We start from the raw sequence: 20982 nt of genomic DNA, 5'->3' as shown, positions 1-20982 counted from the left end.
TTCTTGCTGTTCGGGAGGGGTTCGGGGAGACCGGTACGGGGCTGTGACCTGCGCCTTCAGGATGAAAAAGGCTCAAGGGTTTTTGAGATGTCCGCGGTATTGAAGTGGGCGGGAACATGTCCGTGGGGGGTGTATATGGTTTTCTGGGGAAATGGAGTCGCGTCCCTGGTTCTGCGGCGGTGCCCTGTGCTTTTCACGGGAAGTTTCGGGGTTTGTTTCTGCTTGCTGGAAGCGCTCAGAGGGCGGGCCACAGGTCCAAGGCGTAGCGCTCCTTGCCGTCCAGGCGGGCGAGGACCTCTCCTTCACGGTCGAGGTCCCAGTCCTCGTCGCAGGCCTGCTGCTCGATCCGGGCGGCCTCGCGCATCACCGCCCGGTGGTTGCGGCTGCGCACCCGGACCAGCCAAGTCCCCTTGTGCGGAAGGGAGATCATGGCCGCGACACCGCGGGTGCCCTGGTCGACGACCAGTTCCCCCTCGGGAAACCTGACGGTGAACAAGTGCTCCTGGTCGAAATTCTCGCCATCGGCAGGGGGAGGACCGGTTTGCCAGACGGTGATGTCGAAGCCCACCTTGACCGTCGTGTTGCCGCATTGGAACACGATCCAGTGCGCATCGGCCGCGACCCCGTCGGTTGTGGAGCGGGTGATCACCTCGTGGTCGCCGTGGATGTGGCCGCTCCCGCCGTGGACGGAGACCATCCGGTAGTCAGGGCCGACCAACAGGCTGCGCCGGGTGAGAGGGGAGGTGGCCGGAGGCTCGCTCATGGTGTTCCGGTGATCTGGACGTAGAAGGGGTCGCCGTTGAGGATTCTCTGTTCATAGTAGGTGCGCTGGAGTCTTCTTCCGGCTTCCTGGTTGTCGTCGGCGCCGATGGGGCGTGCGGAGAAGCTTCTCCTGTCCCCGGTGGATGCGCCCTCGTAGGTGGAGGCGAAGGGGTATTCGTCGCAGTTGACCAGCTTTCCATCTCCCTTGTTGCCCCATACGTCATCGCGCACGCGGCCAGAGGCCCGCCGGTTGCTGTCGATCTTCTTCGAATCCTCAATGCGGTGGAGGGGGAGGCTTTCGCCCTGCTCTTGGGGTTTCTTCCCCGGGACGGTCTTGCCGAGGTGGGAGGGGAAGGTGCGTTCGGGGCGGTTCTGGGCGTCGTAGATGTGCAGGGCGGTCTGCTCGACCGCGGGGTCGTCGAGGCTGAGGGTGTAGAGGCCGGGGGCGTCGGCCAGGACGGTGCCGTGCTCGGCCAGTCGGCGTTGCGCCCCTGGGGGGATGCCCTCGTTCTCGGGCAGTACGACGTTGGAGGCGCCGTCGGGGACGTGGGCGGGGACGCAGCCGTTGCCGAAGATGACCAGGCGCGCTTCGACGCCGGTCTGGGCGAGGCGCTGGCCGGGGTGCGCGGGGCCTGGCCTGGAGCCGACCTCAGCGACGAGGCGTGGGGGCCTGGGAGGCCCCGCCTGGTCCATCGGACTCAACCTCGGCGGTTCATGCTGCACATCCGCGGCAGTGGCGACGATGTGCTCGAATCTATGCTCGCCCGGTGCGGCGGCGGGTGGTCTGGGTGGAGTCTTGTGCGGGGGCGGTGGTGGTTGAGATTCTGTCGGGGGAGGGGGCGGTGCCCGGGTGCGGGGTTTGCGGGTTGCTCTTCGTTGGAGGGGGCCGGTTTCTCCTCGGGCCGGCGGGCATCAACTTTTGATGACGTCTCGCGTCGCTGCAGTTCGCGAAGGTGCTCCCCGCGTACGCGGGGGTGAGTCCCGCCCTGCTCTCCGCGACAGCGCGTGGAGCGGGGCGGCTTCGGTGTTCCTGCGGTCAGGTGAATGCCTTGGAGGCCCTGGCGCGCAGCTCGGTCAGCCCGGGGCGCCGGCGCCCGTGGTGGACGGCGTTGGTGAGCAGCACGAGGTAGCGGCCGTGCGGGGGGTCGAGGTAGAGGCTGGTTCCGGTGAAGCCGTGGTGGTGGACCAGGCCGGTGTCGTCGACCAGCCAGGCCAGGCCCCGGCTCGTAGTGCCGTCGATGCGGACCTGGGGTTCCCAGGAGGTGCGCACGTAGTCGCCGAACGCGCCTTGGCGGGCGTGGTCGGCCAGCAGGGTGCGGGCGTAGGCGGCTAGGCCTTCGGCGTTGGCGAACACCCCGGCGTGCCCGGCGGCCCCGCCCAGCAGGGCGGCGTTCTCGTCGTGCACGCTGCCCCACAGCGGGGGTCCCCCGGGCAGGCGGGGCTCGGTGGGGGCGGTCCCGGGGCCGCGGTGCATGGGCCCGTAGGTGATGCGAGGGGCGCCGATCTGCTCAGCGTAGTCGGTGAGCTGGAGGTCCAGCCGTGTGCCGGTGAGGCGTTCGAGCAGCAGGCCGAGCAGGATGAACCCGCGGTTGATGTAGCGGTGGGTGTCGGGGTCCTCCAGGGGTTCGGCCAGGATCGCCTCGGCCAGCGGGGTGGGGGTGTCGCGGTAGCGGTCCAGGCGGGTGGAGGCCATCAGCCCGGAGGTGTGGGTGAGGATCTGCCGGGTGGTGACGCCGGCCCCGGGCCCGGATGCTTCGGGGAAGTAGCGGCCCATGGGGGCCTCCAGGTCGAGCAGGCCACAGGCGGCGACCCGGCCGGCCAGCGGCCAGGTCGCGGCGACCTTGGTCAGGCTGGCGATGTCGTAGAAGACGTGCGGCCCGGTCGGCGGGCCGCCAGGGGCGATCGCTCCGGCCGAGGCGGTGGCCGTGCCGGAGGCGTCGCCGGCCGCGACGGTTCCGCCGGGGGTGCGGGCCGCGGCGACCATCTCTTCCAGTACCGCGCCGACGTCGGCGGCGGCCTCGTGTGCCCAGGTGGTCAAGCGTCCTCCTCGTATCGGATGCGGGCTCCCAGGTGCTGCAGAGCGGCGGGCAGGTCCTCGTAGCCGCGCCGCAGGTGCTCGATGCCGGTCAGGGCGGTGGTGCCCTCCGCGGTCAGGGCGGCCAGCAGCAGGGCGGTGGCGGCGCGGATGTCGCTGCCGTGAACGCTAGCGCCGCGCAGCGGGGCAGGACCGCAGATCGTGAGGACCGGCCCGGCGGCGCGGATACGGGCGCCCAGGCGGGCCAGGCCGGGGACGTGGGTGGCGCGCTGGTCGTAGACGGTCTCGGTCACGGTGGAGGTGCCGGGGGCCTGGGTGAGCAGCGCGCACAGCTGCGGTTGCAGATCGGTGGGGTAGCCCGGGTGGACGCCGGTGGCCACCTGGGCCGGACGCAACATGCCGCGCTGGACCGTCATCCCGGTCCGAGTGCCAGTCAGGACCACCCCGGCCTGTTCGGTGGCGCGGCGGAACCCTTCGGGCAGCAGGTCCGTGCCGGCGTTGCGCAGGTGGAGGCTCCCGCCGGTGATGGCCGCGGCGATGGCCAGCGTGCCTGCGGCCATCCGGTCCGGCGGCACCCGGTAGGAGCCGCCGACCAGCTCCTCCACCCCGTACACGGCGAGCACTCCGGGCCGTCGTCGAATGATCTGCGCCCCCTGCTCGCGCAGCATCTCCGCGGTGTGCACCACTTCGGGCTCGCCGCTGGCGCCGGTGATGGTGCTGGCCCCGTTCGCGGTGGCTGCCAGCAGCAGGGCGGTGACCGTGGCGCCCAGGCTGGGGCCGTAGGAGGTGGAGGCGTCGAAGGCGAAGGCGCGCGGCCGCCCGCCGAGGGCGGCACGGATGGTGCCGCCCTTCCGGTGGACTTCGGCGCCGGCGGCCCGCATGGCGTCCAGGTGCTTGCCGATACCCCGGTCGGTGAAGGCGTCCCCGCCGGGGGCGGGGAAGCGGGCGTGGCCGGTGCGCGCCAGCAGCGCGGCGGCCAGGCACGCAGTCGGACGGATCGCCCTGCCCAGTCGGGCGGGGACGGTTCCACGGGCCAGCGGGTAGGCGTCGACGACCAGGGTGTCGCCGTGCCGGTGGACATCGGCGCGGGCGGTGCGGGCGATGGCCTCACACACTGGTGTCGGTGATGGCGGGGACGTTGTGCAGCTCGGTTTTGCCGCGGGCCAGCAGGGCGGCGGCGAACAGGTGCAGGAAGACGTTCTTCGACCCCTGCACTCGGATGGCTCCGGCCAGAGGACGGCCGCCTTCGATGCGGAGATGGGTCATGACTTCACCCGAGCCTGGGAGGGGCACAGGCCGCCGAGCTGGTCGGTCGGGTAGATGGTCACGTCCGGACCGATCAGCGTCCCCGGCGCGACCGAGGTCAGCGCGGGCAGCTGCACGCGGTCCCCCAAGACCGCACCGAACTTCGTCTGGCCGGTACCGATCCGGGTGTCTCCGACGGTGACGGCCAGTTCGTCGACGGCCGGTTCCACGACCGGCCGGTCGACGCGCAGGTTCGCCAGCACCGAGGAGGAGCCGACGTTGACCTGGCTGCCGATGATCGAGTCCCCGATGAACACGAAGTGCATGGCGCGTGTATCGGCCAGGACGAGGCTCCGGGTGATCTCGCAGGCGTAGCCGATCTTGCTCCCGGGGCCGATTACCGTGTGGTCGCGGACCAGGCCGCGGCCGATGTAGGCGCCCCGGCAGATCAGCGCGGGGCCGGTGATGACGGCTCCGGCGTCGACGGTCGCGCCGGGCTCGACGATCACGGTGCCGTCGACCTCGGCGCGGGGGTGGATGGTGCCGGCCAGCGATCGGCGGGCGGTGGTGAGCCAGTCGGTCAGCGCGGCCTTGACGTCGAAGACGGTCGTGGGGAGCGGGAAGGGGAGCGGCACGCCGGCGGTGTCGCAGTAGTAGGCGAGGTCGAGGAACTGTCCGCTGTCATGCTGGGGGGTCATCTGCTCCTCCGGAGGGAGTCGGCGAGTGGCCCCGCGCGCCCAGCGGCGGCCTCGGGAACCGGGCGCGGGGGGTTGGGGATGGGGCACCGGGCACCGATGTCTTCGGGGTCCGGCGCCCCGTCGTGGGCGCCTGCGGCTTCCCCTTTTCATTCACCGGCAGGCGCCTGCGGAGAGCGGTTCAGCGCGGCCTTCGGGAGACCCGAGGCGGAGCTTCACCGCAGCGGAGTCTTCAGGGGTCGTTCACTGCATGTCGGTCGAGGTAGCGGAGCTTGGACAGCAGGGCCTCACGTGTTTCCGCGGTCACCTGCTCGTGTGGATCGGGGCCGGTCCACCCGAAGGGCCTGTAGGCGATGAACCGCCCCTCGCCGGTGAGCGAGAGGACCCATTTGCCGGTGATCAAGTCACCGATGGGGTCGTGCGATTTGTCCGCTCGCGTCATCACCGGACGCCTCCGGCCCCGACCAGTGCGGGCTCACCGATGTCCATCAGGACGGCGAGGGCGAGACGCTGCCGATCGCGCCGTGCGTGCCAGCGTCGGCGCTTGTGCTCGACGTGCAGCACATACGGTCGGGCGGGCGGCACGATCGCGGTGAACTCGGCCGCCGGGCCGGAAACGGTCATCGGCAGAAGCTCGACGGCCTTCGCGCTCGCGGTGCGTCGGCGACGGGGTTTCCACCAGTGAGCTGCACGGATTCGCTGCAATCGGGCCATGTGTGTACTCCTCCGGCGGCTTGCGGGCGAACATCAGCACGCGAGCGCGGCCGGATTGGTCGGTTTGTCGCCGCTTTGCGGGGCGACCGTTTTCGTGTGCAGTGACACAAGGCGATGTAACGTCGAGTAGCAGCAGACGAGGAATCCCGCGGCGATATACGACGGCGGTATGAATGAGCGACCCCCACCTTTCAGGACGCCTCTCAATCCCCCTGTCCTTCTGGTCCCGAGCCGAGGTCCTGCACGCCCTGGAGGACCACGACGCCGGCGCCCTGTTCCGCCTCGTCCGGCAGTACTGCGGAGCGAGCCAGCAGGCGATCGGTACGGCCGTCGAGCTTGCGCAGCCGCACGTCAGCCGGATCATGTCCGGCAAGCAGCAGATGACGGCGCTCTGGAGCTGGCAGCGCGTGGCCGACGGCCTCGGTATGCCGAACGAGGCCCGTCGCATGCTCGGGCTCGCCGATGCCCGGTCCGTATATGTCGGTGGCAACTCCCGATCCGGTGCGCCAGCTGCGGCAACAGGTGATCTATGGTCGGCGGCGAGAACCGTTGAGGACATCGCCGAGATCACGCTGAAGGACCTGATGAAACGCAGAGAGGCCCTTGCCGCCGGCGCGCTCGTCGTCGGTGCGGCGCTCACCGAGACGCTCGAACACTGGCTGCTGCCGCCCCGGGGCATCCTCGGCCGCGGCAAAGGGCCGCTCGGGGAAGCCGAGCTTCAGCGCATCGAAGCCGCGACCGTAGCCCTCCGGCACTGGGACGACCGCTGGCGCCTGGGCATCCGCCGCAAGGCCGTCGTCGGACAGCTCTCCGAGGTCTCCGAACTCGCCGAGACCACGCAGTCGGCACCGGTCCAGGCGCGGCTCTTCGTCGTCATGGCCGAGCTGTCGAAGATCGCCGCGTCCATGTCCTACGACGCCGGCGACCACCCGACCGCGCAGAAGTACTACACGCTCTCGCTGCGGGCGATCCACCAGGCCGGGCCGGAGCACAAGCTGTACGGCGTCGGGGTCCTGGCCGACATGGCCCGCCAGATGCTGGACACGAAGAACCCCCGCGACGCCCTCGACATCTCCCGGATCGCCCTGGACAGCGCCCAGGCGCACAACGCGCCGCCGACGGTGCTGGCGATGCTGCGCACCCGCGAGGGGTGGTCCTACGCCGGCATGGGGCGCACCGCGGCCTACACCCGCTCCGTCGCCCAGGCCGAGGAACTCCTGGAGGAAGGGACCAGCGAGGAGCTGCCGAGCTGTCCGGGGTCGTCGGCGCCCGGTACCGCGACCTCGCCCTCGGCCAGGACGACAAGGCGGCGCGGCTGGAGTACGCGCGATCGTCGGCGGCCTACATCACCCAGGCCCTCCGGCTACGCAACCCGGCGAAGAAGCGCAACCGGGCGTTCGACCTGATCGGCCTGGGGCGGACCTACCTCGTTCTGAACGAGCCCGAGGAGGCCGCGCGGGTCGTCACCCAGGCCACCGGGATCGAACGCGACCTCGGCTCGGGCCGGGTGCGCCGCAGGCTGCACGACTGGTACCGCGAGGCCGCCGCCTTCCACCGTGAGCCCGCCGTGGCCGAGGTCCGCGGAGAGCTGTCGAATACCCTGCTGGCCGAGCACTCGACCTCGAAGGAGACGGTATGACGCGGATCGGGATCACCGGTCACTCCAACCTGACGGCCGACAGCGTCCCCCTCGTGCGCCAGGCCCTGGCCGAGGTGCTCGCGCCCTACAAGGACGGCGATCTGGTCGGGCTGTCCTGCCTCGCCCGCGGGGCAGACCAGATCTTCGCCGAGGTCGTGCTGGAGGCCGGCGGGACGCTCGAAGTCGTGCTCCCCTCGGTCGACTACCGCGAGGCGAAGGTCAAGCCGCACAACCTCGACCAGTTCGACGGCCTGTTGATGCGCTCGGCGCTGGTCCGCTACATGCCGCACAAGACCGCTGGCCGGGACGCCTACGAGGACGCGAATGAGGCGATCCTGGGCGGGATCGACCGTCTCGTCGCCGTCTGGGACGGCCAGCCGTCCGGCGGCAAGGGCGGTACCGGCGACGCGGTCGAGGCCGCACGCGGCCGGGGCGTCCCGGTCGACGTCGTCTGGCCGGAAGGCGCCCACCGGGAGTGAACCGTTCCCCCGCGCAGAAGGGCCGCCTGAGGTGCCTCGAGGTTTCCGAACAAGGGAGCCGAGTGAGACGATCTCAGCGGACACTCGCAGAGGAGCACGGCGGGGAAACGGCGGGACTCGAACGAGAAGACCCGCCGCAGGAGACGGCGGGCTTGACGGCTCAGATGCTGTGGGTGGAGTCGAGAGAGGCCGGGATCGATAAGAACCGGGCCCAGGCGCGCAGGCGGGGCACCACCGGTCACGGTCCGCGACCGCACCCGCAGGCCCTGGCAGAGCTCAAAACGATCTGACACCGTAGCAAGAGGAAGCGGAGTTGCCTGGTGGTGTCTCCTCCAGCCCGGAACCCGGTGCTCCGCTGGGCCACCTCACGATCGGCCTCTACCGTTCTGCAAACTCGCACCAGCAGGAGACGGCGCCTACTCTAGAGAGAGCACCGTGAGGAGGGCGCCCGACCATGAGCGCACTGGAGCACCTGAGCGACGCCGAGAAGGCCGCGCTGGACACCGAGGTCTATGCCTCGCTGGCCAGGATCATGACCGGCGCGCCGGCCCCAGAAGGATCGGTGACCATCACCGCCGAGGACCCGGAGGACTTCCGCCGACAGTGGGCGGACCTGTTCGACCGCCCCGGCAACGGAGAGGACGCCGGTGCGGCCGATCACCCTGCAGCCACTGGCCCGGGAGCAGATCCGAGCGCTCCCCCGGGCCGACGCTGACACCCTGGCCGAGGCACTGATCCGCCTGGCTGAGGCCGAGCTCCCGGAGCTGCTGCTGGACCCCTACATGCCGGGCGGCATAGGCCCGGTGGCCTATCACGGAGTGGTGCACGCCGGAGGCCAAGCCGCGGTCGTCTCGCTGTACGGCGGGGAGATCCGGGTGATCCGCATCAGCTCTAACGGCTGACCCAGCCTCCGACAACGATGCAGGCTGACTCCAGGGACCGGTGCGAGGAGCGGGACACCATGCCCTTCCCTGGCAAGAAAACCGCCCATTCCTTTGGGGCCGACGAGGGGCGTTCGGGCCCGAGGCGCCCACAACCGTCCGGTCCCGTATGGAGAGCAGGAAGAGCCCGTACTTGAAACGGTGACCGTGTAGCCCGAGTACCTGGTCACCGGCGCTCCTGAGCGGCGCCTGGTAGGCGAGGCCTCAGGCCCTCCGGAGCCTCACCCCGGCTCGGCCTCCGCCGCCTCTGTCTTCTCTGCCTGCTGGAGGTCTTCGGCCGCCCATTCCCGGACATCGGTCCAAGGCGACCGGAAGGGGCCGTCAGTGCTGATGATCGCCTGCCACAGGCGGCTCTCCTCCAGCGGGCCGGGGGGCTGTTTCCCGGTGGCGGCCCGCACCAGCGCGGTGTACAGCTCCTCAGAAGATCCGCTGCGGCGGCCGTATCGGAACACGGCCTCTCCTGTGGCCTTCGGAACACGGACCAGGCGGCCTTCAGTGAAGGCGAAGACCAGGCCGCTGTCTCGGTCGTCGGACACGATCACGGTGCCGGGCCCCCAGGACCGGGCGGCGTCCAGGGACCGGGGCCATTCCGTGCGGTAGAAGCCGCTGCCGGCGGTGTGGAAGAAGGCGGTGAGCAGTCCGTCGCCGTCGGAGCCGACCCAGGAGGGGCGGGTGGTGAGGCCTTCGACGAGCCGGCGGCCGCGCCGGGTGGCCAGGACCCGGTCGGTGTCGAGGCGTTCCAAGGAGTCCAGCCACATGTCGGCGGCCTCGCCCGGGACATGGAGGTCTTCGACGGGTTCCGGGCGAGCGGGGGACTCGGCGAGGGCTCCTGCCAGGAGAACGATGGCGTGCTCGCAGGCATCGCCGAGAGGGTCGCCCGGTTTCATCCCGGATTCGCGTTCGGCGAGTTCGGCCAGTTCGGCGCGGGCTTTCTCAGGGTCGGTCGCCGGTGTTTCGGCGGGCAGGTGCGCTTCCACTCCCAGCGGGATGGCCGGGGGGACGGGGCGGACTGCGAGGTACCAGCCCTCGCCGGTGGAGGGGCGGGTCCGCAGGCGGTTGTGCGCAGTGCGCAGTTCGCGGCGGACGTCGGCGGCGAGCAGGGCGAAGGCGGTGGGGTGGCGGGCGGCCATGCCGTCGTCCACGGCGGCGGTGATGCGGTGCAGGGCGGCCTTCCATTCCGGTGCGGCCTCGGGAACGGGGAGGGGTTCTCCCTCGCGTCCTCGGGCTGCGGCGATGAGGTCGGGCAGGCAGGTTCCGTGGGCCCAGACGGGCAGGGGGCGGTTGGTGGCCCGGGCGATGTCTGCGGGGGTGACGGCGGTGGCCCGCAGGCGCGGCAGGGGAGCGGGGGAGCGCCCGGTTCGCGCCCTGTCGTCGCCGGTGGGGCCGTCGGTTTCGAGGCTGAAGAGGTGGAGGGCCGGCTCGCCCTCATGGTCGGGCGGGGCCTCGGCCAGGGCGATGAGTGCGTCGGGCCGGGAGGCGGGGCTGATCAGGTGGGCCAGGAGCCGGGCCTTGTGGTCGGGGCGCGCCTTGGCCAGCTCGGGGGCTGCGTCGTCGGGGGTGCAGCCGTAGACCAGCGGCCCGTGGGGGGTGTCGTAGCGGACGGCGAACATCCTGCCCCTGTCCGTGCGGGTCAGGCCCCAGTGGCTGATCGGCGCCGGCTCCGTGCTTTCGGGGGTGTCGAACAGCCATAGGGCGTCTTCTCCGGGGGCGGCTCCGGTAGGGGCGTCGGGGCTGCAGGCCCAGCGGTCGATGGTCTCCTGGCGCCACAGCGGTTCGCCGTCGGCGTCCAGGAGGTCGCGGGGCGGGAGTTTGCCGCTGCGCCGTTTGAGCGTGCGGGCGTAGTCGGCGCTGATGCCGATGCGGCGGGCGAGCTGCGGGAGGCGGTACAGGGGCGGGGGTTCGGCCTCGTGCACGGTTCGTCCTTCCTGGGGTGGCCGGTCAGGCGGCCTGTCGACGGATCGGTACAGGTAATGCTGCAAACGATTCATATCTGTCTCGACTACGAATCATACTTCTTGAAGCCGCGTCTCCTAGAGCGGAAACCAGTGCATGCAGAGGACTGTTTGATCCGGTACCGGATCACCTGATCTGGCTCTCGATAATGCCCGTTAACCAGAGTCAGACCAAGAGAGGTCCCTCCATCGACCCGTGGGCCCGCCTGCCCGGCACCCGCTGTCATCGAGTCGCCGAAGCGTCGGAGGACGACGACCGCTCGCCGGTCGCCGCGCGAAGAGCCCGCCACGACGGGATGGGCGAGACCCGCCCCGGGCCAAGGGGCGGCCTGGTGGAGACGCGCCGTCGGACTGGGGAGGGTCGGATCACGGCCTCGGATCACCCCTGGGCGATCCGGGACGGCGGCTCCACCAGGCCTGTGGGCTCTTGCTCGACGCACCCTTTTCCATGCATAACTCGTTTTATGCATGAAAGATCGTCCTTGCCTCTGAAGATGGGTGTCGGTCCCACGGCCTATCTTCGTCAGCGGGTCACATCGATCGAGAGACGAGGAGAAACGGATGGGCGGTCGGTTGCGCGTCGGCGAGGTGTACCGTTACGCGACCGGTAAGGACCCGGCCCCCTCCCACCTGGACGGTCATCCGAACTTCCATCATGTGACCCACTCCCCCGGCCGCAAGCGGGCCCTGCTGGAGGCCGGCATCAACGGGATGGTCAAGACCTCCGCCTCAGACGGCCTCCGTCGTCCGGTGATCCTCATCCGCTCCAGCCCCTGGAAGGCCGGAACAGAACAGACCCCCTGGCACGACGTGTACGACATGGACAACGGTCATGTTCGCTACTTCGGAGACCACAAGGCCGGCTCGACCGTGCCCCCGGGGAGCACCAAGGGGAACGCGGCGCTGCTGGAGGCCTTCGCTCTGCACCAGGCGCCCACAGAGCAGGAAAGGCTGCTCGCTCCTCCCCTGATGCTGTTCCGTGCCGTGCCCCGCAACGGGAAACCGAAGGGGCATGTGGAGTTCTGCGGTGTGGGCGTCATCGAGCGGGCCGAGCGCGTGGTCCAGTGGAGCGGCCATGAGCGCACGACGTTCACCAACTATGTCTACGACATCGCGCTCATCGACCTGACGGCCGAAGGCGACGAGGTCGCCTGGGACTGGATCGACGCCCGACGTGATGATCTGCTCTCCGCGAGGCGGACTCTCGCATCCGCTCCTGCGGCCTGGCGACGCTGGGTCGAAGAGGGCAACTCCGCCCTGCCCAGGCTGCGCCGGCGGGTGGCCCGCGCCAAGGTCGTCAAGCCCAAGGAACAGCGACCGGCCAAGGACGGCGCCGACGCGAAGGATCTGGAGCTGATCTATTCGTACTTCGACGGCAAGAAGCACGAGTTCGAGGCCTTGGCCTCCGCCGTCACCGCTCGCATCCTACGGAGATCCGGCAGCGGTTACCGCGAAGGATGGTTGACGAACAGGTCCGGGGACGGAGGAGCCGACTTCGTCGCACGTCTCGACCTGGGTGGCGGTGTCCTGGCTCATACGAGTCTCGTGGTGCTCGGCCAGGCGAAATGCGTCAAGCCCGACTCTCTGATCTCGGCCGAGCAGATCGCTCGTGTCGTGGCCCGGCTACGACGCGGCTGGATCGGCGTCTATGTGACCACCGGTTCCTACTCCGAGGCCGCCCAACTGGAGATGGTCGAGGATCAGTACCCGATCGTGCTCGTCAACGGGATGAGTCTGGTGGAGGAGGTGAGGAACATGGCCCGCGACGACCACGCCGGCGATCTGACCGCCTGTATCGATCACATTCTCAAAGGTCATGGTCTCGAGGTCACCGGGAGGCGCCCCGAGGAGATCCTGTTGGAGTGACGAGACTCAGCTCGGGGCGGGCTCGGGTGCCCGGTCATGTTTTCGAACGGGTCAGGTTTCTAAACCGAATCGGAGCGATCACCCGGACAGGGGCGGCCACCGGCCGGGCCCTGCGTGGCCAAGCCGGCCGGCCGCAGAGACCTGGTGGCGCTGATCGCCTCGGGAGCCGCCCTCAGCCTTTCGGCTGCTCTCCTCGCCCGGCTCCGGGATCGCCGCCGAGGCTTTTTCGCAGTGCCTCCAGCTTCACCGTGGCCTCGGTGTCACCGGCGCGGACGGCTCTGCGGTGCCAGTGCTCCGCCTTGGGGAGCCGCCCTTGAAGTTCGTGGATTTCAGCCACCCGGCTCATCGCCCGCGCGTCACCGAGCTTGATCGCCTTGCGATAGGAACGCTTGGCGGGCTCTGTCCGTCCCCGGCTGCGCAGCAGATCCCCTGCCGGACCAGTGCAACGGGATTCCCCGTTGGAGCCGGGGCCACGGTCGCAGCGGGCGCACGGGAGGATCCCCGCTCTCCCCCTCTGCCGCGGCTCTCCGGAGAGTCCCGGGGAACGAGCACATGCCGTCTCACCACGCTTAAGACGACGATAACGACGGTCAATACACCGGCGACCCAGCTCGCCGCCTCCCAGCCCTGCCGGCTCATCGGTCCGCCGCCGAGCCACAGCGCGGCCCCGAGGAAGGCGACGGCCAGCACTGCGGCAGCAGCGACTGCGATCCTGAAGGTCACGGAAGGGATTATTCAGCACACCGCCCCTGAGCGAGGAGGATCTGCTGGCCTCCCTGGAACCTCGACGCGCACCTCCCACTCACCCCACTGGCCCGCCCGGTCGTTGCTCAAGCCTCGGAGCCACCGGTCCCCGGGATGGCCGCCTCGGGCCAGAACAGGTCCGAACCCGGACATGCTCGGCCGTGCCGGCTCTTCGCTGTCTACCGTCGATGCGACGGCTCTGCTGGAGATGAGTCCGGGGCGACCCGGGGAAAGCGACGTGGCGATGAACCGGGTAGTGCGAGTAGTGCGAAGTGTGGTCTCGGCGGGGGCGGTGGCGGTCCTGGCGGTGTCCTCCGCCGGGGCGGCCCAGGCCGAGCAGACCCCCGACGAGGCACAGCCGATGGGCAACTGCGATGCGTGGGGCCCGATCGAGCTCTGCGGCAAGATCACCAACGACACCAACCGCCCCCTGCGGATCGGGAACGACTGGTGCGGCGACTCTAATGCTCCTTCGGTGGGCAGCCCCAGCTGCGGCGGAGACGGCTCCGGAAACGGCTACAGGTGGCTCCAGCCCGGTGAGACCTCCACCGTGTATTTCAAGGACACCGACACCTTCGGCGTCATCAAGGGGTGCGTCATCAGCGGCCTCTGGGATGCATGGGTCCCCAGCAGCGCCTTCGCCTACGCCCCGCCTGAGAACACCTGGTTCAAGATCTACAACGGCATGCACGTACAGGTCACCGGATATGCCTGCTAAGAAGTCGTCTCATTTGGTGAGTCTGCGATAGCAGATGAGTGTGCAGGCGAGTCCAGTGAAGGTGAGGGGCCCTGAGAGTTCCGGACAGGGACCGTAACATGGTTCCAGAAGGAAACGAGGGGATATGAGCAGGCCGAGCAAGTACTCGCAAGAGTTCCGCGAGGAAGCAGCGTGAATGGTGATCGACAGCGGGCGCCCGATCACGCACATCGCAGAAGAACTCGACATCAACGCCGAAACCCTGCGTGTCAACGTCGTTTGAAAATTGACCACCAGGCATCGCATGAGAATTGACCACCATCGTGCTTGGCCATGCCTGCCCGGATCAGGCGGCGTCCGCCTGCGGCGTGCGCCCGAGATCGCGGTCCTTGAGCCGGTAGGAATCGCCCTTGAGCGCGATCACCTCGGCGTGGTGGACCATCCGGTCGATCATCGCCGCGGCCACCGTGTCGTCACCGAAGACCTCGCCCCACCTGCCGAAGGCCTTGTTCGAGGTCACGATCAGCGAGGCCCGCTCGTAGCGGTTGGAGACCATCTGGAAGAACAGGTTCGCCGCCTCGGGCTCGAAGGGGATGTAGCCGACCTCGTCGATCACCACGAGCGGGTAGCGGCCCAACCGGATCAGCTCGGCCTCCAGCCGGCCCGTGTGGTGGGCATCGGCCAGCCGGTTCACCCACTGGGCCGCGGTGGCGAAGGCGACCCGGTGCCCGGCCTGGCAGGCCCGCATCGCCAGCCCGATCGCCAGATGCGTCTTGCCGGTCCCCGGCGGCCCGAGGAAGATCACGTTCTCGCGGGCGGCGATGAAGTCCAGCGTGCCCAGGTGCGCGATCACCTCCCGGTTCAGCCCCCGCTGGTGGTCGTAGTCGAATTCCTCCAGCGTCTTGAGGGAGGGGAAGCGGGCGTGCTTGATGCGCGCCGCCCCGCCGTGCTCCTCCCGCGCGGCGACCTCGCGCTGCAGGCAGGCCGCCAGGAACTCCTCATGCGTCCAGGACTCACCCCGGGCGCGCTCGGCCAGGCGCTCCACCGCCGCCAGCATCGAGGGGGTCTTCAAGACCCCGGCCAGATAGGCCAGCTCCGCGGCGGTGTTGCGCCCGCTCGTCGCCTTCGCGGGTCGTGCTCTCGGCGTGCCCGCCATCGTTCATGCCCCCTTCGCTCCCAAAAGCCGGTCATAGGAGGCCAGGTCCCGCTGCTCGACCTGGACCCCGACCGCTGCCCCGCGCCCCCGGGCGGCCGCGCGGCGCATGAGCGCCGCCGCGGCGGCATGGGCCGGGTCGGTGATGGTCTGATGGGCCGCCCAGCAGCGCTCGTGCTCGCCGACCGGCTCGCCCTCGCAGGTGATGCGCACCCGCTCCAGGTCCGCGGCCACCTGGATGCGGCGGCCGACCGCCCGCGGGTGCACCGAGTAGTCCACCGTGCCCAGCCGGACGTAGTGGTCGCGCGGCAGCCGCAGGCATATGCGCCATCCGATCGCCGGGAGCGTCGGCGGCAGCTCGGCCATCGCCGCGGTGTCGGCGGCCAGCCGCTGCTCAGGGCGGCATTCGATACGGCGGTGGAAGCGCCGGTTGGCCTTGGCCAGCCAGGCGGAGAGCTGGGCGTTGAAGTCGTGCGGGGAGGCGAACTCCCTGCCTGGCAGGAAGGAGGTCTCCAGATAGCCGTTGGCGCGCTCGACCAGCCCCTTGGCCTCCGGATCGCGCGGGCGGCACTGGATCACCCGGATGCCCAGGGCCCCGCGGAACGCCGCGAACTCCTCGCCCAGCCGCGGTCTTCCCGCCACCCGGCGGCCGATGCCGGGCTCGTTGTCCCAGACCAGCGTCTTGGGCGCCGCCCCCAGCCCCTTCAGCAGCTCCCAGTGGCCGGCCACCAGGTCGGGGGCCTGGCGCGAGGGCAGCATCCGCGCCATCAGCCACCGGGAATAGCCCGAGACCATGACCAGAACCGGCGGATGGCCGCTCTGCCCGGCCCCCAGCGGGATGTCGGCGGGCGGGAACCACAGGTCGCACTGGGCCACCTCGCCCGGCCCGTAGGCGGTGCGCGAGACCGGGTCGGCCGGCTTGAACTGCGGGCGCAGTCGGCGGACGCGGTCGCGCAGCACGGTGATGGAGCGATCCCAGCCGATGCGCTCGGCGATCACGGTTGCGGGCATGTCCGGCCACTGGGCGAGCAGCTCGCGGATGCGGGGTTCGCAGGCGTCCACGATCGAACCGCTGGGCTCGCGGTGGTACTTGGGCACCTGGTCGCTGGCCGGCGCCCGCTTGACGGTGTTGCGCGCGATGCCCATGCGGCGGGCGATCGCTTGGATCGGCATATTCTCTGATCTGCGCAAACGGCGGATCTCCGCCCAGTCCTCCACAGTGATCACCCTCTCGATGATCAGCGGGGGTGGTCAGTTTTCACGCGTTGCCTGGTGGTCAGTATTCACACGTTGCCGACACTGCGCACATGGATCAAGCGCTACAAGGACAGGCTCGCTCCTGAAGAGCCCCCGCTCGACCTCGACGACCGCGCCCGCCTTTGAGAGGCTCACTCGTCGGCGACACTCGAGCCGGCGGGGATGTCCGGTCCATCCCCGCGTCCGCGGGGCTCACGTTTACGGCCTGCTGTGCTGCGGCTCGCTCCTCGGCCCATCCCCGCGTCCGCGGGGCTCACAAAGCCTGCTCCGCCGGAGCCCCCTGCGCAGCCGGCCCATCCCCGCGTCCGCGGGGCTCACGGGATGATCATGAGCATGCCCGGCGGCACCGGCGGCCCATCCCCGCGTCCGCGGGGCTCACTGCTCCAGGTCGGGGGTGGCCATGGGGGGCTCCGGCCCATCCCCGCGTCCGCGGGGCTCACGGCTACGCCGGCCCGGGCGCGGCCCGCAACCGCGGCCCATCCCCGCGTCCGCGGGGCTCACGGCTACGCCGGCCCGGGCGCGGCCCGCAACCGCGGCCCATCCCCGCGTCCGCGGGGCTCACGGGTGGTGCTGCTTGGCCAATCGGCGGAACGCCGGCCCATCCCCGCGTCCGCGGGGCTCACGGCGCCCCGGGCGGGCGCGGGCAGTGGATGAGCGGCCCATCCCCGCGTCCGCGGGGCTCACGTCCATGACCCGTCGGTGGACCCGATCTACTACGGCCCATCCCCGCGTCCGCGGGGCTCACTCCGCCATGGAGTTGATCGCCTCGGAGGCGACCGGCCCATCCCCGCGTCCGCGGGGCTCACAGCAAATGACCTGCACAAACAACGAGAGTTATCTTCGCGTTACCAACCTTCGGGCAATGGTGGCTGCGGTTGCTCCCCTTCGCTGCCTGTATCAACACCCATGAAACGGATGAGCTGCACCCCATCGAAATCAACGACGTGCCTTCGATCTTCGCCCGCCGTCGCGATGAGGAAGCCTTGTTCGTTGTCAGCGGGGTAGGCGCAGACCGCTGCGCCTTCTCCGACCGACTCACATACGAGTTCCCAGAGCCGATCCCGTACCCGGGCCGTCATCGTACCGATGTACAGCCCAGCTTGAGGCTCGATCATCCAGCGCGATAGCGCTCCCCGTACGTGCGGCGGGACGGCCGAAGTGGAGATCACCACCATGGACGTCATCAGCGGCTCTCCTGCTGGTCACCTGTCACCGCTTCAGGGGCCGCTATGAAGGAATCGCCGTAATTCACCCCGCCGGCCACCGCCCCGTGCACTGGGTCCCATAGATCAACGACCTGCCACCGCTTCGGTGCGGCCTCCTCTTGCCCGTCCTCATCAGGGTCGAGAAGCAGCTGGATGTCGCTGATGATCCGAGGAATCATCCGGTACAGCTTCAGGTCGCTGCGCAGGCGGCGCCGGGCCTCGGCTGCAGGGTCCTGTGCTGCATGCAGGGAGAAGGCCAGCGGCACCGTTGTTTCCGCCTTGTACAGGTCTGCGATGTCATAGATGAAAGAGTGCTGCTTTCCAGCGTGGACGAATCCGAGGCCCGGGTGGCAACCCAGGTGCATGATCACCGAGTGGACCACCCCGTAGAGGGCGGCGTTCGCCGAGGACAGGGCCTTGTTCACAGGGTCCTGCTCTCCCCAGGACTCCGGGTTGTAGTTGCGTTTGAAGGGTTTGAGCCGGTACCGGGACGCCAGCCCTTGGTAGAGCTTGCGCATCCGCTGGCCTTCCATGGCGCGCAGCGTCTCCAGAGGAGTTCCCTCGGCCACCTCTTCTTTGAACCGCATCTCGAACATCGCCCTCGCGACGTCAAGGCGGGTTTCGACATTCGCGTAGGCCCTGGCCTGGAGGTCCAGCCACTTCACCGTGCGGGTGGAGGCCTGCAGGCCCCCATAGTGAAGCACTCCGCCCGCGCCGCTGCTCACGACGCTCGTACCATGCCGGAAGAACGTGGCGAGAGCGGGCGACGTGATCGAGGTGCCCGGCCCCAGCAGGATGCAGGCAAGGGCCGCCGTCGGTATGGGCACTCGATGCACGGCGCCCGAATCGGTCTCGGTCTCCGCACACACTCCGGTGTCGGTCTGAACGATCCGCACGATGTCGGCGAACAGGAAGGACAGCCCGTCCGACACCCGCGGCAACATCGCGAGCGTCGGGCGGGCGAACCTCTGCTTCGCCGAAGAGTCGGATTCGCTCATCGTCCCCCCACATGGGCCAGGCTCAGCATTCCGGAGCCGAACGCCTTGCCCCGTCCGACCCCGTTCAGTACCGCCGCCCGGACCGCGTCGGCGTCATGGACCCGGGCGAGCCCGTCGAAGCGGACGGCCGGCAGGCGAACCCTGCGCTCGCCTTTGCTGTCGTCGTTTTCCCGCAGGCGTGTCGAGGAGGCACTGAGGAGGTTGAAGCCGCTCTGCTCTGCCTTGCCCTCCCACCAGGCGTCTGCTGCCGCCCCCGTCAAGGGGCGCTCATGGGCGCCGGAGTCCAAGCGCTTGCCATCGCGCCTGTGGATCTCGCGCGGGCGCTCGGACTTCCCGAGCCGCTTCATCGGGCTTCCCGTAATGCGGTAGCGGAGGACGTCCCCTTTCCCGATGCTGTCGAGCAGCGGCGCCAGGTCCTTGGCCCCGACCGCTTCGAAGCCGTTTGGAAGCCGATCCAGGAGGAGCTCGCACTGCGTCTGCACGAGCAGATGCCGCCCGGCCCGGGTCTCCTCCACTCTGAAGAGCAGTCCGGCCTGCCGCCGGGGGGACTGGATCGCCCTGTCGCCCAGGCTCGGTGAGGCGGTCTTCAGCAGGATCCGATGCAGGTCTCCGGCGCTTGCCTGCCGCACGCGGGGGAGGCGGTCGTCGAGCTCGATCTTGATCAGTCGGACGGGCACCGCCCCTCCTTCGCGTATTCGAAGATGCGTCGCTGGTATTCATCGGTCTTTCGTGTGAACAGGTGGGCCGGCAGTTGCTCCAGCCTGATGGCCACCTCGCGCGAGCGGTAAGTGCGCCTTTGCCCGAGGAAGGACAGGGGGATGTCGTTGAGCACGGCCGAACTCCGCCCTTGACCCGCCGCGGAGGGTGCTCCCTCTTCGATGAAGCGGACCCGGGCCCCTGCCGCCCTTCTCCCGTTTCTTCCCTGCCTTTTCTCCCCCGCGTGCGGCGGTAGCGGGACCTCGGTCCGCAGGCTGTGCACCGGGTCCTCCGCCTCCGGGCGCAGCAGCAGCAGCGGATCGGGGACGCAGGCTCTCCGGCCCAGGTAGGGCCCCCAGTGCGGCGCCTCCAGGGCGGCGGCGACTTCTCCGAGCACATCGGAGGGGCCCTCCACCGCCACAGTGAACACGGCGTCCGCCAGGAAGGAGCGCCGGGTGACGATGGTTCCCGCCTTTTCCGGTCGGCGTTTGCCTTCCGCCGTCGGCACGGTCTGCTTCGCGGGCAGCCCTCCACCGATGGTGTGGAAGTCGGAGATCCGCACCCCCGGCCGATCGACGCGGACGGTGAACCGCAAAGGGGCGTAGCGCTCCAGGGGCATGGCGCGGCCGCGCCCTTCGGCCGCGGCGAACATGCCGGTGAGCGCCGACCGGGTCGGGTGGTCCAGGGTGTCGCGGTCGGCGAAGGAGCTGTGCTCCCCCCAGCTCTGCAGCGGACCCGCCAGCCGGATCAGGAGCCCGCTCATCCCTGCCCGCTCCCGCCGAGCGCCCCGAGTGCGGCCTCGATCAGCGCGGGGTAGGAGTCGACCCGCTCCCCCAGGTGGGAAAGGTCCTTGTCCAGGTTGACGCCGGCGTGGAAAGGAATCGCCGTATCTTCCCACCAGACCTGGCTGAGCTGCCCGGCGTAGTCGTCCAACCGGGTCTGCGCGCGCGCGGCGAAACCGGTGGCGGAGAGGAGCGGTGCCTCGAAAGCGGCGGCGTAGGACATGGGCCGGTCGGTGCGCAGGGACACGTGCACAAGGTCGGGCACGGTCTGGGCCGCGGTGGTGTTCTGCTTGCCGGTGGGGACGGTGTCGATGAAGGCGCGCAGGAACTGGGAGACGAGCTCCCGCATGACCCCGGTGTCGCCATCGAGGTTGGACAGCAGCTGGGCGAGGTTGACGTTGGCGTAGCGGTAGAAGGTGCCCGAGGCGAACTCGCCGACGTTCATGTGCCCGCTGCCGTGGTCGTCGTCCTTGGGGATGTCGTCGACGGCGGTGAAGAAGTCGGTTTCGACGCTGGTGCCTTGGACGGTGAAGGCGTGGGCGAACTGGACCGCCCCGTCGACCTCGGTGCCGGGCAGCTCGGCGACCATCCGGCCGAACAGGTTGATGGTGGCGCTGCGCCCGTTGAGGATCTCGTTGATCGGTTCGGCGGGCAGCACGCCCTTGCTCCCGGGCTTCTTCTTGGCCGCCTCCGCCTCGATGGCCCCCTCGTGCTCGGCCGCCAGGTCCGCCAACGCCTTGATGGCCGCCTGCGGCAGGTAGAACAGCACTGAGGTGTCCTGCGGCTCGTCCTCGCGCCCCTTCTTCTTCGGCTCCACCTTGATGCCTTTACCTGCCGACACCACCACCTGGCGCCCGGCCTCTTCAGCGGTCTGCGCGCTCCAGCCGCGCCGCCCCAGCTCGTCGGCGATGGCGCCGATCAGCCTGCGCGTGCGCACGGCCGGATCGGCGAGACGCTCTTCCACCCGGTGGCGCACGACGCGCTTCCAGCTCTGGCTGGAGATGCGGGTGCGCTCCTGCCCGCCGAACACCACTGTCTTCGGCGACCCGAGATCATCGCGGTTGACATTGGAATACGGCAGGGTCTGAAGGGCGTGCACGTCGATGTAGGAAGCCCTCATGC

21 protein-coding genes and 1 CRISPR repeat array are annotated in these 20982 nt (G+C 69.7%); of the genes, 5 read left to right on the top strand and 16 right to left on the bottom strand.

Annotated elements, in window-relative coordinates; translation table 11 throughout:
- Positions 1-235: 235 nt before the first annotated feature.
- The 8 genes from J0910_RS30940 to J0910_RS30905 all read right to left on the bottom strand — a co-directional run bounded on the left by J0910_RS30940 (position 236) and on the right by J0910_RS30905 (position 5451).
- Positions 236-763 (bottom strand): hypothetical protein, encoded by a 528-nt coding sequence (locus J0910_RS30940; protein ID WP_420162307.1) that lies wholly within the window; start codon positions 761-763, stop codon positions 236-238.
- Entirely contained in the window at positions 760-1455 is a 696-nt protein-coding gene (locus tag J0910_RS30935; protein WP_420162372.1) for a NucA/NucB deoxyribonuclease domain-containing protein, read from the bottom strand. The genes J0910_RS30940 and J0910_RS30935 overlap by 4 nt, the downstream gene beginning before the upstream one ends.
- Positions 1456-1798: 343 nt before the next feature.
- Positions 1799-2746: a serine hydrolase domain-containing protein gene (locus J0910_RS30930; protein ID WP_420162371.1), complete on the bottom strand. Its 948-nt coding sequence runs from the start codon at positions 2744-2746 to the stop codon at positions 1799-1801.
- Positions 2747-2796: 50 nt separating this feature from the next.
- Complete coding sequence (locus J0910_RS30925) at positions 2797-3912, bottom strand: UDP-N-acetylglucosamine 1-carboxyvinyltransferase (protein WP_420162306.1); 1116 nt, start codon at positions 3910-3912, stop codon at positions 2797-2799.
- The gene (locus J0910_RS30920; protein WP_420162305.1) at positions 3905-4063 is read right to left on the bottom strand and encodes a hypothetical protein; all 159 of its coding nucleotides are present in this window, start codon (positions 4061-4063) and stop codon (positions 3905-3907) included. Before J0910_RS30920 ends, J0910_RS30925 begins: the two co-directional genes overlap by 8 nt.
- Entirely contained in the window at positions 4060-4740 is a 681-nt protein-coding gene (locus J0910_RS30915) for a hypothetical protein (RefSeq protein WP_420162304.1), read from the bottom strand. The genes J0910_RS30920 and J0910_RS30915 overlap by 4 nt, the downstream gene beginning before the upstream one ends.
- Positions 4741-4969: 229 nt before the next feature.
- Positions 4970-5179: a hypothetical protein gene (locus J0910_RS30910; RefSeq protein WP_420162303.1), complete on the bottom strand. Its 210-nt coding sequence runs from the start codon at positions 5177-5179 to the stop codon at positions 4970-4972.
- Complete coding sequence (locus J0910_RS30905; RefSeq protein WP_420162302.1) at positions 5179-5451, bottom strand: hypothetical protein; 273 nt, start codon at positions 5449-5451, stop codon at positions 5179-5181. The genes J0910_RS30910 and J0910_RS30905 overlap by 1 nt, the downstream gene beginning before the upstream one ends.
- A gap of 173 nt (positions 5452-5624) precedes the next feature.
- Between J0910_RS30905 and J0910_RS30900 the strand changes: the two genes are divergently transcribed.
- The 3 genes from J0910_RS30900 to J0910_RS30890 all read left to right on the top strand — a co-directional run bounded on the left by J0910_RS30900 (position 5625) and on the right by J0910_RS30890 (position 8284).
- Complete coding sequence (locus J0910_RS30900) at positions 5625-6857, top strand: NsdA family TPR-like regulatory protein (RefSeq protein WP_420162301.1); 1233 nt, start codon at positions 5625-5627, stop codon at positions 6855-6857.
- Between the two features lie 229 nt (positions 6858-7086).
- Complete coding sequence (locus J0910_RS30895; RefSeq protein WP_420162300.1) at positions 7087-7569, top strand: hypothetical protein; 483 nt, start codon at positions 7087-7089, stop codon at positions 7567-7569.
- 454 nt (positions 7570-8023) lie between these two features.
- Positions 8024-8284, top strand: coding sequence for a hypothetical protein (locus J0910_RS30890; protein WP_420162299.1), 261 nt, complete (start codon positions 8024-8026; stop codon positions 8282-8284).
- A gap of 447 nt (positions 8285-8731) precedes the next feature.
- Here the strand turns inward: J0910_RS30890 and J0910_RS30885 are convergent, their stop codons facing one another.
- Positions 8732-10423, bottom strand: a complete 1692-nt coding sequence (locus tag J0910_RS30885) for a hypothetical protein (protein ID WP_420162298.1) — start codon at positions 10421-10423, stop codon at positions 8732-8734.
- Between the two features lie 600 nt (positions 10424-11023).
- Between J0910_RS30885 and J0910_RS30880 the strand changes: the two genes are divergently transcribed.
- Together J0910_RS30880 and J0910_RS30875 are read left to right on the top strand one after the other, a co-directional pair.
- A complete protein-coding gene (locus J0910_RS30880) occupies positions 11024-12328 on the top strand; it encodes a restriction endonuclease (RefSeq protein ID WP_420162297.1) in 1305 nt (434 codons plus the stop codon).
- A gap of 1000 nt (positions 12329-13328) precedes the next feature.
- Complete coding sequence (locus tag J0910_RS30875) at positions 13329-13790, top strand: hypothetical protein (protein WP_420162296.1); 462 nt, start codon at positions 13329-13331, stop codon at positions 13788-13790.
- Between the two features lie 325 nt (positions 13791-14115).
- Here J0910_RS30875 and istB read toward each other — a convergent pair whose 3' ends face one another.
- From istB to cas7e, 7 genes are all read right to left on the bottom strand, one after another.
- Positions 14116-14925 (bottom strand): IS21-like element helper ATPase IstB, encoded by an 810-nt coding sequence (gene istB, locus J0910_RS30870; protein ID WP_420162295.1) that lies wholly within the window; start codon positions 14923-14925, stop codon positions 14116-14118.
- Between the two features lie 3 nt (positions 14926-14928).
- Positions 14929-16149: an IS21 family transposase gene (istA, locus tag J0910_RS30865; RefSeq protein WP_420162294.1), complete on the bottom strand. Its 1221-nt coding sequence runs from the start codon at positions 16147-16149 to the stop codon at positions 14929-14931.
- Positions 16150-16346: 197 nt separating this feature from the next.
- Positions 16347-16985: a CRISPR direct-repeat array (repeat unit 29 nt; unit sequence CGGCCCATCCCCGCGTCCGCGGGGCTCAC).
- Between the two features lie 39 nt (positions 16986-17024).
- Positions 17025-17363: a type I-E CRISPR-associated endoribonuclease Cas2e gene (cas2e, locus tag J0910_RS30860; RefSeq protein WP_420162293.1), complete on the bottom strand. Its 339-nt coding sequence runs from the start codon at positions 17361-17363 to the stop codon at positions 17025-17027.
- Positions 17363-18382 (bottom strand): type I-E CRISPR-associated endonuclease Cas1e, encoded by a 1020-nt coding sequence (gene cas1e / locus J0910_RS30855; protein WP_420162292.1) that lies wholly within the window; start codon positions 18380-18382, stop codon positions 17363-17365. The genes cas2e and cas1e overlap by 1 nt, the downstream gene beginning before the upstream one ends.
- Entirely contained in the window at positions 18379-19059 is a 681-nt protein-coding gene (cas6e, locus tag J0910_RS30850) for a type I-E CRISPR-associated protein Cas6/Cse3/CasE (protein ID WP_420162291.1), read from the bottom strand. Before cas6e ends, cas1e begins: the two co-directional genes overlap by 4 nt.
- A complete protein-coding gene (gene cas5e, locus J0910_RS30845) occupies positions 19044-19841 on the bottom strand; it encodes a type I-E CRISPR-associated protein Cas5/CasD (RefSeq protein WP_420162290.1) in 798 nt (265 codons plus the stop codon). Before cas5e ends, cas6e begins: the two co-directional genes overlap by 16 nt.
- Positions 19838-20980 (bottom strand): type I-E CRISPR-associated protein Cas7/Cse4/CasC, encoded by a 1143-nt coding sequence (gene cas7e, locus J0910_RS30840; protein WP_420162289.1) that lies wholly within the window; start codon positions 20978-20980, stop codon positions 19838-19840. Before cas7e ends, cas5e begins: the two co-directional genes overlap by 4 nt.
- Between the last annotated feature and the right edge of the window lie 2 nt (positions 20981-20982).

The organism is Nocardiopsis oceanisediminis (assembly GCF_048595525.1).
Taxonomy (GTDB): domain Bacteria; phylum Actinomycetota; class Actinomycetes; order Streptosporangiales; family Streptosporangiaceae; genus Nocardiopsis_A; species Nocardiopsis_A oceanisediminis.
Note: the sequence above shows the minus strand (reverse complement) of the source record. Positions and strands in the feature narration are given on the sequence as shown.

What these genes read in the sequence shown, in the direction of transcription:
- J0910_RS30940 (WP_420162307.1), bottom strand. Translation starts at nt 763, where the DNA reads ATGAGCGAGCCTCCGGCCACCTCCCCTCTCACCCGGCGCAGCCTGTTG.
- J0910_RS30880 (WP_420162297.1), top strand. Translation starts at nt 11,024, where the DNA reads ATGGGCGGTCGGTTGCGCGTCGGCGAGGTGTACCGTTACGCGACCGGT.
- istB (WP_420162295.1), bottom strand. Translation starts at nt 14,925, where the DNA reads ATGGCGGGCACGCCGAGAGCACGACCCGCGAAGGCGACGAGCGGGCGC.
- J0910_RS30905 (WP_420162302.1), bottom strand. Translation starts at nt 5,451, where the DNA reads ATGGCCCGATTGCAGCGAATCCGTGCAGCTCACTGGTGGAAACCCCGT.
- cas2e (WP_420162293.1), bottom strand. Translation starts at nt 17,363, where the DNA reads ATGACGTCCATGGTGGTGATCTCCACTTCGGCCGTCCCGCCGCACGTA.
- J0910_RS30930 (WP_420162371.1), bottom strand. Translation starts at nt 2,746, where the DNA reads ATGGTCGCCGCGGCCCGCACCCCCGGCGGAACCGTCGCGGCCGGCGAC.
- J0910_RS30910 (WP_420162303.1), bottom strand. Translation starts at nt 5,179, where the DNA reads ATGACGCGAGCGGACAAATCGCACGACCCCATCGGTGACTTGATCACC.
- J0910_RS30915 (WP_420162304.1), bottom strand. Translation starts at nt 4,740, where the DNA reads ATGACCCCCCAGCATGACAGCGGACAGTTCCTCGACCTCGCCTACTAC.
- cas5e (WP_420162290.1), bottom strand. Translation starts at nt 19,841, where the DNA reads ATGAGCGGGCTCCTGATCCGGCTGGCGGGTCCGCTGCAGAGCTGGGGG.
- J0910_RS30920 (WP_420162305.1), bottom strand. Translation starts at nt 4,063, where the DNA reads ATGACCCATCTCCGCATCGAAGGCGGCCGTCCTCTGGCCGGAGCCATC.
- J0910_RS30900 (WP_420162301.1), top strand. Translation starts at nt 5,625, where the DNA reads ATGAGCGACCCCCACCTTTCAGGACGCCTCTCAATCCCCCTGTCCTTC.
- J0910_RS30890 (WP_420162299.1), top strand. Translation starts at nt 8,024, where the DNA reads ATGAGCGCACTGGAGCACCTGAGCGACGCCGAGAAGGCCGCGCTGGAC.
- cas7e (WP_420162289.1), bottom strand. Translation starts at nt 20,980, where the DNA reads ATGAGGGCTTCCTACATCGACGTGCACGCCCTTCAGACCCTGCCGTAT.
- J0910_RS30935 (WP_420162372.1), bottom strand. Translation starts at nt 1,455, where the DNA reads ATGGACCAGGCGGGGCCTCCCAGGCCCCCACGCCTCGTCGCTGAGGTC.
- cas1e (WP_420162292.1), bottom strand. Translation starts at nt 18,382, where the DNA reads ATGAGCGAATCCGACTCTTCGGCGAAGCAGAGGTTCGCCCGCCCGACG.
- J0910_RS30895 (WP_420162300.1), top strand. Translation starts at nt 7,087, where the DNA reads ATGACGCGGATCGGGATCACCGGTCACTCCAACCTGACGGCCGACAGC.